We start from the raw sequence: 12,053 nt of genomic DNA, 5'->3' as shown, positions 1-12,053 counted from the left end.
TTTGGGGTTCACGTTTCACAGTTCGGGGTTACGCCCCTCATCCACCCAATGCCCGCAGCCCCGCTTCCTGACTTCTGACCTCTGAATACTCACACCAACAGCATCTTATCCGAAGCAAAGGCTTCCTGCTTCAGGCTGTAGAACCGGGCCAGCAGGTCGTCCACTTCCAAGCGCTTTTTTTCCTCGCCGGAGATGTCCAGAATGATCTCGCCCCGGTGCATCATGATCAGCCGGTTGCCCATGCGCAGAGCCTGGTGCATGTTGTGGGTGACCATCAGGGTAGTCAGTTCCATGCTTTCCACCAAGCGGTCGGTGAGCTCCAGAATCTGCTGGCCGGTCTTGGGGTCCAGGGCCGCGGTGTGTTCGTCCAGCAGCAGGATGTCCGGGCGGATCAGGGTGGCCATGACCATGGTCAGGGCCTGGCGTTGCCCGCCGGAAAGCAGCCCCACGGCGTCTTGGAATCGATCCTCCAGCCCCAGGTCCAACATGCGCAGTTTTTCCCGAAACAGATCTCGGTCCAGACGGCGCACCCCGGCGGACAGCCCCCGGAAGCGTCCCCGGCGCAAGGCCAGGGCCAGATTCTGTTCGATGCTCATGGAAGCGCAGGTGCCCAGCAGCGGGTCCTGGAAGACCCGGCCGATGAACTTGGCCCGCTTGTACTCCGGCCAGCCAGTGATGTCCCGATCATCCAGGAGGATGCTGCCCTGATCCGGGAAAAAGCATCCGGCCAGGCAGTTCAACAAAGTGGATTTGCCAGCCCCGTTGGAACCGATGATGCAGATGAAGTCCCCGCGTCGGACATCCAGGGATACGTTTTGCAGGGCCAGGACCTCGTTCACGCTGCCCCGGTGAAAATACTTGATGACGTTTTTCAGGGACAGCATCATGAGAAGAACCGCGCCTTGATTTTGGGCGCGGTGAGCGCCAGGACCACCAGCAGCGCGGTGATCAGGTTCAGGTCGCTGGGAGTGAAGGAAAAGGCGCCCAGCTTCATGCTCAGGGCCATGGCGATGGCCAGCCGGTAAAGAATCGAGCCGAGCAGGGCCGCGATCACGGCGCGCATGATTCCGCCCCGGCCGAAGACCGTTTCGCCCACGATCACCGAGGCCAGCCCGGCAACAATGGTCCCCACGCCCATGTTCACATCCGCCGCGCCCTGATTCTGAGCGATCAACGCCCCGCTGAAGGCCACCATGGCGTTGGACAGCCCCACGCCGATGATGATCACGCTGTGGGTGTTCACGCCCTGGCTGGTGATCATCCGGGGATTGTCCCCCGTGGCCAGCATGGTCTGGCCGAACTCGGTATGCAGGAACCAGATCAGGAAGATCACGATGGCCGCCCCGATGAACGAAAACAGGACGATGGAGGACAAATACCCGGGCAAGCCCAAGCCCATCAATGGGTCGAGGATCGTGTCCCGGCCCAGCAAAGAAACGTTGGGGCCGCTCATCACCCGGATATTTATGGAATACAGGGCGATCATGGTCAGGATGGAGGCCAGGAGATGCAAAATACCCAGCTTGGTGTTCAGAAACCCGGTGATCATCCCGGCCAGAAACCCGGCGAACATGGCCAGAAACAGAGAGAGAAACGGATCGATCCCCGAGGTGATGGCTACGGCGCAGACCGCGGCTCCCAGAGGCAGACTGCCGTCTACGGTCAGATCCGGGAAGTTGAGCACCCGAAAGGTCAGGTATACGCCTAGGACCATGATCCCGTACACCAACCCCTGCTCCACCGCGCCCAACAGCGCGTACAAGGTCATGGGCGAACTCCGGATTCATTAATTCCGCAAAAAACGAGCAGCATGGATATGTTCATGGAAATAAGAACGTCACGAGGAAGGGTTAAAAGCCGCTTTGTTCGTGCTCGTGCCCAGCGAGACGACTGAGCACGAACAGACAAGAGAATTGTTGATTATTCGAGAATCTTCCCGGCCCGGTCCAGGAGCGCCTGGGGGATGGTCACGCCCATGGCCTCGGCGGCGGGGAGATTGATGTGTAGTTCGAGTTCCTGCTGGGTTTCCACCGGGGTGGTCGCCGGGTCGGCCCCGCGAAAAATGCGCCCGGCCATGGCTCCGGCCTGACGGCCGTGTTCGTAATAGTCGAAACCCAGCGCGGCCACCGCGCCTCGAGGCACGGAATCCACGTCCGCGGCGTACAGGGGCAGCTTGTTGTCCTGGCAGACCTTGGCAAGGGCCTCGAATGCCGAAACAACGGTGTTGTCCGTGGGCACGTACACGGCCTGGGTCCGGCCCACCAAGCTGCGGGCGGACTGGAACACGTCGCTGGACCGGGCCACGGTGGCTTCTTCCAGCTTGATCCCGGCCTTGACCGTCTCGGCCTTGAGCAGATCAACCAAGGCGCGGGAATTGGCTTCCCCAGAGTTGTAGATAACGCCCAGGGAGGTCAATTCCGGATGAAACTCCCGGATCAGGGCCAAATGTTGATCCATGGGGGTCAAGTCCGAGGTGCCGGTGATGTTTTCACCAGGATTTTGCAGGTCCTTGACCAGCCCGGCACCCAGCGGATCGGTCACCGCGCTGAACAGGATGGGGGTCTTTTGCATCGAAGGGTTCTTTTTCACGGTCTGGGCCATGGCCTGGGCCGAGGGAGTGGCGATGGCCAGCACCAGGTCCGGGCGCTCGCCCACGATCTGCTGGGCGATCAGGTTGGCCGTGGCCATGTTGGCCTGGGCGTTATGCACCCGATACTCGACCTGAAAACCTTCCTCACGCAACTGTTCCTGGAACCCGCGCAGCACGGAATCCAGGGCCGGATGCTCGACGAACTGGTTGACGGAGACGACTTTCGCCTGCTCCGCGCCAGCCGAAGCGGACAACCCGAACATCAAAACAAGACATGCCGACAAGACGAAACGGTTCATCATAAGGTCTCTCCTCGTAGAGCTCATCTACAAAAATATGGGAAATATGGGTGAAAAAACGAAAAAATATATCCGATATCCCGGCAAAGAACAAGAAGTACTTGTCATGCCACAATCCACAAGCATTTTTGAATAATAACGGAGTGTCCGGTCATCCTTGACAGACTGTTCGCGAACGGTGAATGATAAACGGTATCCCCGAACAACAAGGAGAACGCCATGCTGAAAGTCAACGACCTGATGACCAAAAAGGTCTTTTCCCTTCAGGAGCACGACAACGTGCAGACCGCCCGTTCGATCATGAATCTGGGCCGAATCCGTCACATCCCCATCGTGGACCAGGAAGAACGCTTCGTCGGCCTGCTGACTCACCGAGACCTCCTGGCAGTAACCATTTCCAAGTTGGCCGACATCGAGGATGAAGTCCAAAACGAGATCGACGCCTCCATTCCCATCCACGAAATCATGCGCCGGGACGTGACGACCATCTCTCCGGACGTGGACCTGCGCGAGGCCGCGGAACTCCTGCTCCAGCACAAATACGGCTGTCTGCCCGTCGTGGAGGACGAAAGACTCGTGGGCATTCTGACCGAGGCCGACTTTCTCAAACTAACCATCAGCCTGATGGATGCCTTGGACAAGATGGAGGCATGAAGTGGGCAAAGCGACCACGGCCACGCTCCTGGAAATGAAGCGCCAGGGCGAGAAGATCACCGTCTTGACGGCCTATGACTGGGCCACGGCCAAACTGCTGGACGAGGCCGGGGTGGACGTCATGCTGGTCGGCGACTCCCTGGGCATGGTCATGCTCGGCCTGGAGAACACCCTGTCCGTGACCATGGAGGACATGCTCCATCACTGCCGGGCCGTGGCCCGGGGAGCGCAACGGGCGCTGCTGGTGGGTGACATGCCCTTCATGAGCTACCAGGTTTCGCCGGAACAGGCCCTTGTCAACGCTGGACGTTTTTTACAAGAAGCCGGGATGCACGCGGTCAAGGTAGAGGGCGGACGGGAAATCCTGCCCGCCGTGCGCAAGATGACCCAGAATGGCATCCCCGTCCTCGGCCATGTCGGTCTGACGCCCCAACACGTTCACCAACTGGGCGGATTCAAGGTCCAGGGTCGGACCGACGCCGCAGCCCAGCGCATCCGAGAAGACGCTGTTGCCCTGGAGGAAGCCGGGGCCTTCGGCCTGGTCCTGGAATGCGTCCCGGCCCCCCTGGCCCAGACCATCTCCAAGCAACTGACCATTCCGACCATCGGCATCGGTGCCGGACCGGGCTGCGACGGCCAGGTCCTGGTCTTCCACGACGTGGTCGGCCTCTACGACCGCTTCACCCCGAAATTCGTGAAAAAATACGCCCAGGTCGGCATTGTGATGCGCGATGCGGTTCGGGAATACGTTCAGGAGGTCAAGGCCGGAACGTTTCCAGGAGATGAGCACGTTTTCAAGTGATGAACGCGATCAAGGAAATGGAATGTCCCAATAAGGAGAACTGAGGTGGTGCCGGGGATACGCGAATAAAACACTACACGGCCAAAACGCCGCCTTGATAGGCGATAACGGCCTCGTCCACGGTAAGCAAAAGCATTCCTTCACTCAGGGACTGGGCAATCAGGAGTCGATCGAAAGGATCCTTGTGCAGCGTAGGCAGAGCATGAACGCGCAAAACATGCTCCGAGGTTATTGACAATTCGCTATACCTGTTCAAAATGAGCATTTTTCTGAGACGTTGCGCATCAACTTTAAAATCGTCGCGTCCAAGACCCTGCTTGATGACTACTTCCCAGATACTGGCAGCGCTGAAAAACAAAGAATTACTTGGCTCAAGAAGTATTGCCCTGGCCTTTTCAGATAGTTTCTCCGGATTTCCGGCCGCCCAAAGCAGAATGTGCGTGTCCAGAAGCAGTTTCATGGCAAAGGACTCTGGTTATTGAAAAAATAATCCTCAATCTGTTCCGTTCCCATTGCATCGAAGTCGTCCGGCACGACGACCTCCCCGGCCATGAACCCCAAGCGCTGAACATCCGAAGCCCCCCCCTCCGGCAATGGGGAAACCTTGACCATTGGCTTGCCAGCCTTGGCGATGATGAAAGCGTTGCCCCGCGCGGCTTCATCGACCAATCGCGAGAGGTGAGTCTTCGCTTCATGAATATTGACAACCTGCATCTCCATCTCCTCTTTATCTATCTTGCAAACTACCCGCCGCTTCCATCTCCTCCTCATGGCGACAAAACCTAGTTCATCAAACTTAGTTTACAAAATAATTTTCGTCAAGTTCAAAAATAATGATATCTTCGTCCATAGTTGAAAAAAATTGTAAAAGCCGGTTTTTTGTCCTGCGATCATGACATAACCACATCAGGGTTCAGAATTGACCTTGATTTCGACGAATTCCTGACCCGATGCACCAAGGCATTGCCTTGACCGGCAAGCCTGGATAAGAACCGCTTTGGCCGTGAATGACGCGGCTCATCCTCTTTTTACGATCTCAAAAACAGTCAGGAACAGAACATATGGGTTTTTTCTCCAAGGTAAAAAAGTGGTGGTCCACCGAAGAAGCGACCAAGGCTAAAGAAACGGTCGAACAGCCGGAACCGAAGCCGTCCCCAGAGGGGCCGGAGACGATCAAGGCTGTTCCGGCGGACCTGGAGCCAACAACGCCTACGCCGGAACCGGAGCCGGTCGAGCCTTCTCCGGAGCCGGTCGCGGAGCACGCTCCTGAGAGCACTTCCGAAAGCGCTTCCGGAACCGCATCCGAACCCGAGCCGAAACCGGAAGAGGAACGTCCGGCAGTTTCGGAAGTCATCCAGGAAACTCCCCCGGAAACCGTCACGCAAACTGTTTCGGACACTCCCTCGGAGCCGCGCCAAGAAGCCTCGTCTGAGTCTGTTTCCGAATCCGTCTCCGAGCCTTCTCTGGAGCCAGCCTCCGAAACCGAAGTCCAGCCTGCCCAGGCCCGTCCAGGCCTGCTTTCCCGACTGTTTTCCCGTCAGCCCGCCAAACCAACGGCGATGCAACCGGAACAACCCGCCAAGCCCGTGACAGCCAAACCTTCCGACCCCGGACGAACAACTGAAGTCCCGGCGTGGCAGGCCCAGGTCATGCAGGCCCTGCGCGGGGCCGAGCCCAAGCTCAGTGTCTGGCTGGAGCACACCCTTTCCGGAGTGGAGACCAAGGGCAACGAGTTGTGGGAGCGGTTGCGCTTCCTGTTCCAGGCCTTGGAGGCCCCGGAGGACGAGGCGGAGCTGTTCATCACCAAGTTCCGGGACTGGCTGGAGGACATGGGGTACGAGCAGGTGGCCGAATTCCGGTCCGAATTGCAGTACCGACTGGCCCTGGCCCTGGAGTTGGAAGACGAGGAGGACGAGCGGGACCGCCTCTTCCTGAAGCTCTCCGAAGGCCTGAACAAGACACGGGAACAGCTCACCAAACGCATTGACGCCCTGCTCTCGGCCCATCGCAAGTTCGACGACCCGTTCTGGGAGGAGCTGGAGGAAGTGCTGATCATGGCCGACGTGGGGCACCGCTCCGCGGCCATGCTCCTGGACCGGCTCAAGGACCGGGTGCGCAAGGAAGACATCAGCGAACCCGAGGCGTTCCGGGAAATGCTGCGCCAGGAACTGGCCGCCATCTTCCCCAAACCCAAGGTCGTCAATCTGCCCCAGGGTCCGGAAATCGTGCTGGTGGTGGGCGTGAATGGCGTGGGCAAGACCACGACCATCGCCAAACTGGCCCACCGCGCCCAGATGCAGGGCCGCAAGGTCCTCGTGGCCGCCGGGGACACCTTCCGGGCCGCGGCCATGGAACAGCTCACCATCTGGGCCAAGCGCACCGGCGCGGACTTCTTCAGCAAGGGCGAAGGTGCTGACCCGGCCGCCGTGGCCTACGAGGCCGTGGACGCCGCCCTGCAAGGCGGCCACGACGTGGTCTTCCTGGACACCGCGGGCCGCCTGCACACCAAGGTCGACCTGATGGACGAACTGCGCAAGATCAAACGCGTCCTGGCCAAGAAACTTCCCGGTGCGCCCCATCGCTGCCTGTTGGTGGTGGACGCCACCACCGGGCAGAACGCCCTGTCCCAGACCAAGCTGTTCAACGAGGCGGTCAGCGTGGACGAGATCATCCTGACCAAGCTGGATGGCACGTCCAAGGGCGGCATCGTTGTGGCCATCGCCCTGGAGTTCGGCATGCCCATCAGTTTTGTTGGCCTGGGCGAGAAGATGGAAGACCTCCGACCGTTCAGCGGCGAGGATTTCGCCAAGGCTCTGGTGAACTGATACTGTTACCGCGCTTTCGCCCCATGCTCTCCACGCCCTCCGAACCTTCCACGCCCTCAACCGCTGGGCAGCCAGCCGTTTCCTGCATCCTGCCGGTCTACAATGAAGAAGGCTGCCTAGAGCAGCTTCTTGACGAATTGACGGCGGTCCTGATCGGTTTGGGCCGACCCTCCGAAATTATCTGCGTGGATGATTGCAGCCAGGACGGCAGCCTGGGCCTGCTGACCCGACTGAGCGCCGACCACGACCGGCTTCGGGTCGTTCGACACCCCCGCAACCTGGGCCAAAGCGCGGCCTTCGCCACCGGGTTCCAGGTCGCCCGTGGCCAAATTCTGGTCACCATGGACGCGGACATGCAGCACGACCCGACGGACATCCCCCGCCTGCTACGCGCCCTGACCCCGGAAACGGACATGGTTTGCGGCATCCGGGCCAACCGCCGGGACAATTGGGTCAAGCGCGTCTCCTCCCGCTTGGCCAACCGATTCCGGGACATGGTCTCCGGGGACCGGATCTCGGACGCCGGCTGCACGTTCCGTGCTCTGCGCCGAACCGCCCTGCCGGAGCTCCTGGTGTTCAACGGCATGCACCGCTTTCTGCCCACCCTGCTGCGTTGCCGGGGACTGACCGTGGTCGAGCTGCCCATCAACCACCGTCCCCGGATCAGTGGCGTTTCCAAGTACGGCATCGGCAACCGCCTCTGGCGCGGGCTGCTGGACTGCGTCGCCGTGCGCTGGTACGCTCGACGAGCCATCCCGGCACGGCGCTGGGAGCACGTTCACAACCCCTCTTCGCCGCCCCATGACTGATCAACACGCCATTCACCTTACCACCACGGACTCCCCTACGAACCTCATCGATAAAGCCTCCGCACCTCCTCCAGGAGGTCCTCCCGGTCTTTCCGTCGCAAAGGCTGATGCGGGAGCCGACGTGGAAGCCGAAACGAAAATCGGAAGCGGATTCTGGACCCGCTCACGCTTGGTAGGCATTGTCCTGATCGGCGTTGTCCTGCTGGGGCTGGTCCTGATGAACGTCACGCCGCTGCGCTCCCTGCTGGCCAGGACCGAACTGCTCGGGGTCTGGTTCACGCAGCGCGGCCTTTTCGGAATGGCGCTGTACATCGCCGGAGTGACCCTCCTGGTCTGCCTGGGCGTTCCCCGGCTGCTGCTCTGCTCCATCGGCGGCATGGCCTTCGGTTTCTGGCAGGGTCTGGTGCTGACCCAGGCCGGAACTGTGCTGGGCTTTTACGTTGTCTTCAATCTGGTTCGCCACGCGGGATGGAGCTTTTCCTTTCTCCGCCACCGGCCCAACCTGAACGCCGTTCAAAAACGCATCGGCAAGGGCGGGGTGATGTCCGTGTTTGGAATCCGGATGATGCCGCTATCCGGCTTCTATTCCACGATCATGATGGGCATGCTGCCCCTTCGGCATGGTCACTTTCTGCTGGGCACGTTTCTGGGCACCTTTCCCCAGGCCATTCCAGCAACCCTGATCGGGACCGGGGCCACCCAGGAGACGCTCCAAACCAGCATTGCCTTCATCGTCGCCGCAGTGATCGCCTTTGTGATCATCTGGTTCGGCATCGACGCCTATCGCCGAAAAATGCACCACGCCAACCCGCCATTGACCCCATAACCAACCATATGACAAAATTTCTCGACGGCCCCTTTGCCGCCACTTTCGGATACCTGATCCTGTTCTGCCTCTGCCTGGTGCTGTTCCTGCCGGGCATGACCACCCTGCCTCCCTTTGACCGGGACGAGGCCCGTTTCGCCCAGGCTTCCCGGCAGATGCTGGAAGAAGGGGACTACATCCGGATCAAATTCCAGGAACAGGATCGCCACAAAAAGCCCGTGGGCATCTACTGGCTCCAGGCCGCCTCGGCCCGTCTGACCAATCCCGAGGCCCTTTGGCCCTATCGCCTGCCGTCCGTGCTGGGGGCCGTACTGGCCGTGCTGCTGACTTTTTCCCTGGCCAGACGAGCCATGGACATCCGTTTCGCCCTGGCCGCCGCGGCCCTGCTGGCCTGCACCATCCTGCTGGTCACCGAGGCCCACCTGGCCAAAACCGACGCCATGCTCCTAGCCTCCATCACGGCCATGCAGGTGGCCCTGGCCCGCTGCTACATCCGCCCGGCGGACCAGCAGCCGGAACCGTGGCTCTGGCTGTTGTTCTGGGGCGGCATGGGCGGGTCCATCCTGCTCAAGGGTCCGGTGGGGCCGATGATCTCCGGGCTGACCCTGCTGACCCTGTTCATCGCCGATCGCCGTGCCCCGGAAACAATCACTTACGGACGCTTTGCCTGGCTAAGCGGACTGCGACCCAAGGCCGGCCTGCTCCTGACCGCGGCCATGGTCCTGCCCTGGCTCATCGCCGTCAGTCTGGCCACGGATGGCTCCTTCGTCTCCGACGCGGTCACTGGCGACCTGCTGCCCAAACTGATTTCCGGCCACGAATCCCACGGCGCGCCTCCGGGAATGTATCTGCTGCTGTTCACCCTGACCTTCTGGCCGGGATCGCTGCTGGCCTGGCCAACCCTGGTCCAGACCTGGTCCCTGCGTAAAACGGACCGCCTGGTCCGCTTTCTCTGGGCCTGGATCGTCCCGTCCTGGATCGTCTTTGAGCTGGTACCCACCAAACTACCCCACTATGTCCTGCCCATGTATCCGGCCATCGCCCTGCTCATCGGCGTCTGGCTGGCCACACTCACTCAACGGGCGGCCCATCCCGGCGTCTCATCCACGACGGCAGGCTCTCCAGGCCGATTCGCGACCTGGATTCCCAAAATCGGAGCCGGGCTGTGGCTGGCCATTGGGGTCGTGCTGGGCATCGGCTTGATCGTGGCCCCGCTTTACCTGGACAAGGCCTTCTCCTGGTGGGGCGTTCTCGCGGCCCTGATCGTCCTGGCCATGACCGCCCTGGCATGGCGAGCCTACCAGGAGGGACGGATGACCCAGGTTTGCGGGATTCTCCTGCTGGGCGCGGTCCTGGTGTTTCCGGTCATTCTGGGCAAGGGCCTGCCCGAACTGCGCGGATTCTGGGTCAGCCGGGCCGTGCTGCAAACCGTGGACTCCCTGCGCCGGGAACATCCGGACCTTAGCGGCCTCGTCGCCTCAACGGGCTTTCAGGAACCCAGCCTGGCCTTTCTCCTGGGAACCCCAACCCGACTGGTCAATCACCTGGACGCCGCCAGCCATCTCCTGGAGCATCCCAACGGCCTGGCGCTGGTCGAATCCCGCCAGGAGCAGCGCTTTCATGAAGCCGTGGGCAATCTTGGCCTGGACGTGGAACGGCTGGCCATTATTCGCGGTTTCAACTATTCCAAGGGGCAGTGGGTGACCATCGGCTTTTACGCTGCCGCCCGCCAGTAAGGAATTCCCAACACCGTCATGCGCTACTATCCCATTCTTCTCGATCTGCACGACAAATACTGCCTGGTGGTCGGCGTGGGCCAGGTGGGGACGCGCAAGGTCCGCACGCTCCTGTCCTGCGCCCCGGGACGATTGCGGATCGTGGATACCCGAGAACCGGATCCCTGCTGGCGAGAACTCATCGAGCAGGGCTTGGTGGAATACCATATCCGCACGTTTCTTCCGGAGGATCTGGAAGGCTGCTTCCTGGTCATCGCCAGTACCAGCGACGAAAACCTGAACTGGCGAATCAGTCGGTTGTGCGCCGAACGAGGGATACTCTGCAACATCGTGGACCAGCCCGAGAAATGCAGCTTTATTCTCCCGGCCATGCACTCCCAAGGCGACCTGACCATCGCCGTGTCTACGTCCGGCTCCAGTCCGGCCCTGGCCAAAAAAATCCGCCAGGACCTCGGCGCCTGCTTCGGACCGGAATACGCCCGGTTCCTGGCCCTCATGCGCCGTCTGCGCCCGCTGATTCTGGATTTGAACCTGCCCACGTCGGAGAATACCGCCGTGTTCCGGGCCTTGACCCAATCCCAACTGCTGGATGCCGTGCAGTCAGGGAACGACGCCCGAATTCTGGAAGTGTTGCGACGTCATCTCCCCGAAAGCCTGCATCCCCGCTTGGAGGACGTGATCGGTGAACCTGACTGAAACCCTCGAATTAGCCGTTCTGGCGCTCTATTTTCTCGGGGCCGTTCTGCATATTCTCGCGGTGCTGATCCGCGGCCCCCTTCTCCGTTCCGGTGGGCAAATCGCGACCCTGCTCGGCTTCGGCCTGCACACCGTGGATGTCGGGCTGTATTTGGCCCGTTACGGTTCGGACGCCCTGGGTCACGGACCGTTTTACTTCAGCCTGATGGCCTGGACCTTGATCATCGTCTCCCTGGTCCTGAACTGGCGGCTGCGGATGCACTTTCTGGCCCTGACCTCCCTGCCCCTGGCCCTGATCGTCTACTCCTTCGCCACGACCCTGCCCAGCATGGAGGTCATCCTGCCGGAAAGCTTCATGGGGCTATGGTTCGGGCTGCATATCGGCACCCTGTTCCTGAGCATCTGCCTGCTGGCCATGGCTGCCAGCGCAGGGGCGGTCTACCTGTTCCTGGAAAACAAGATCAAGGGCAAAACCAAGATCACCGGCCTGAGCAAGGATCTGCCCTCCCTGTCCCTGTTCGATCAGGTCAACGCCTGGGCCGTGAACCTGGGATTTCCACTGTTCACCGTGGGCCTGCTTTCCGGATTCCTTTGGGCGCACTTCACCTGGGAGCGCTTCTTCTCCTGGGATCCCAAGGAAGTCGCGGCCATTATCGTCTGGCTGCTCTTCGCCTTTCTCTTCCACCAGCGCCTAGTCAACGGCTGGCGCGGCCGCAAGCCGGCCAAGCTGGCCATCTGGATCTTCGCTTTGTCCCTGGTCTCCATGCTGGGGATCAACTTTTTCCTCGAGACCCACCACAGCTTTCAACCCTAAGT

At 60.7% G+C, this 12,053-nt stretch carries 13 protein-coding genes; 8 read left to right on the top strand and 5 right to left on the bottom strand.

Translation table 11 applies throughout. From position 1 onward, the window contains the following. Positions 1 to 89: 89 nt before the first annotated feature. The 3 genes from C6366_RS12440 to C6366_RS12430 form a co-directional block, all read right to left on the bottom strand. Positions 90 to 884, bottom strand: a complete 795-nt coding sequence (locus C6366_RS12440) for an ABC transporter ATP-binding protein (RefSeq protein WP_107738384.1) — start codon at positions 882 to 884, stop codon at positions 90 to 92. Further along, the gene (locus C6366_RS12435) at positions 884 to 1,768 is read right to left on the bottom strand and encodes an ABC transporter permease (RefSeq protein ID WP_107738335.1); all 885 of its coding nucleotides are present in this window, start codon (positions 1,766 to 1,768) and stop codon (positions 884 to 886) included. Before C6366_RS12435 ends, C6366_RS12440 begins: the two co-directional genes overlap by 1 nt. 152 nt (positions 1,769 to 1,920) lie before the next feature. Then, entirely contained in the window at positions 1,921 to 2,892 is a 972-nt protein-coding gene (locus C6366_RS12430) for an ABC transporter substrate-binding protein (RefSeq protein ID WP_306460432.1), read from the bottom strand. Between the two features lie 216 nt (positions 2,893 to 3,108). On the opposite strand from C6366_RS12430, the gene C6366_RS12425 reads away from it, so the two are divergent. Together C6366_RS12425 and panB are read left to right on the top strand one after the other, a co-directional pair. Then, entirely contained in the window at positions 3,109 to 3,543 is a 435-nt protein-coding gene (locus tag C6366_RS12425) for a CBS domain-containing protein (protein ID WP_107738333.1), read from the top strand. Between the two features lies 1 nt (position 3,544). Further along, a complete protein-coding gene (gene panB / locus C6366_RS12420) occupies positions 3,545 to 4,345 on the top strand; it encodes a 3-methyl-2-oxobutanoate hydroxymethyltransferase (protein WP_255412098.1) in 801 nt (266 codons plus the stop codon). A gap of 73 nt (positions 4,346 to 4,418) precedes the next feature. Here the strand turns inward: panB and C6366_RS12415 are convergent, their stop codons facing one another. Beyond that, positions 4,419 to 4,805 (bottom strand): type II toxin-antitoxin system VapC family toxin, encoded by a 387-nt coding sequence (locus C6366_RS12415; RefSeq protein WP_107738329.1) that lies wholly within the window; start codon positions 4,803 to 4,805, stop codon positions 4,419 to 4,421. After that, complete coding sequence (locus tag C6366_RS12410; RefSeq protein WP_233248490.1) at positions 4,802 to 5,065, bottom strand: type II toxin-antitoxin system Phd/YefM family antitoxin; 264 nt, start codon at positions 5,063 to 5,065, stop codon at positions 4,802 to 4,804. Before C6366_RS12410 ends, C6366_RS12415 begins: the two co-directional genes overlap by 4 nt. Positions 5,066 to 5,406: 341 nt before the next feature. Between C6366_RS12410 and ftsY the strand changes: the two genes are divergently transcribed. The 6 genes from ftsY (at position 5,407) to C6366_RS12380 (ending at position 12,051) form a co-directional block, all read left to right on the top strand. After that, positions 5,407 to 7,170 (top strand): signal recognition particle-docking protein FtsY, encoded by a 1,764-nt coding sequence (gene ftsY, locus C6366_RS12405; RefSeq protein ID WP_107738325.1) that lies wholly within the window; start codon positions 5,407 to 5,409, stop codon positions 7,168 to 7,170. A 23-nt stretch (positions 7,171 to 7,193) separates the two neighbouring features. Further along, a complete protein-coding gene (locus C6366_RS12400; protein ID WP_107738323.1) occupies positions 7,194 to 7,979 on the top strand; it encodes a glycosyltransferase family 2 protein in 786 nt (261 codons plus the stop codon). A 121-nt stretch (positions 7,980 to 8,100) separates the two neighbouring features. Continuing rightward, positions 8,101 to 8,805 (top strand): TVP38/TMEM64 family protein, encoded by a 705-nt coding sequence (locus tag C6366_RS12395; RefSeq protein WP_158269767.1) that lies wholly within the window; start codon positions 8,101 to 8,103, stop codon positions 8,803 to 8,805. Positions 8,806 to 8,813: 8 nt separating this feature from the next. Continuing rightward, on the top strand, positions 8,814 to 10,541 hold the full coding sequence (locus tag C6366_RS12390; protein WP_107738318.1) for a glycosyltransferase family 39 protein: 1,728 nt from the start codon (positions 8,814 to 8,816) through the stop codon (positions 10,539 to 10,541). Positions 10,542 to 10,559: 18 nt separating this feature from the next. Beyond that, the gene (locus C6366_RS12385; protein WP_107738316.1) at positions 10,560 to 11,237 is read left to right on the top strand and encodes a bifunctional precorrin-2 dehydrogenase/sirohydrochlorin ferrochelatase; all 678 of its coding nucleotides are present in this window, start codon (positions 10,560 to 10,562) and stop codon (positions 11,235 to 11,237) included. Next, a complete protein-coding gene (locus C6366_RS12380) occupies positions 11,224 to 12,051 on the top strand; it encodes an inner membrane protein YpjD (protein ID WP_107738314.1) in 828 nt (275 codons plus the stop codon). The genes C6366_RS12385 and C6366_RS12380 overlap by 14 nt, the downstream gene beginning before the upstream one ends. Positions 12,052 to 12,053 lie beyond the last annotated feature (2 nt).

The organism is Desulfonatronum sp. SC1, assembly GCF_003046795.1.
Lineage (GTDB): Bacteria > Desulfobacterota > Desulfovibrionia > Desulfovibrionales > Desulfonatronaceae > Desulfonatronum.
Note: the sequence above shows the minus strand (reverse complement) of the source record. Positions and strands in the feature narration are given on the sequence as shown.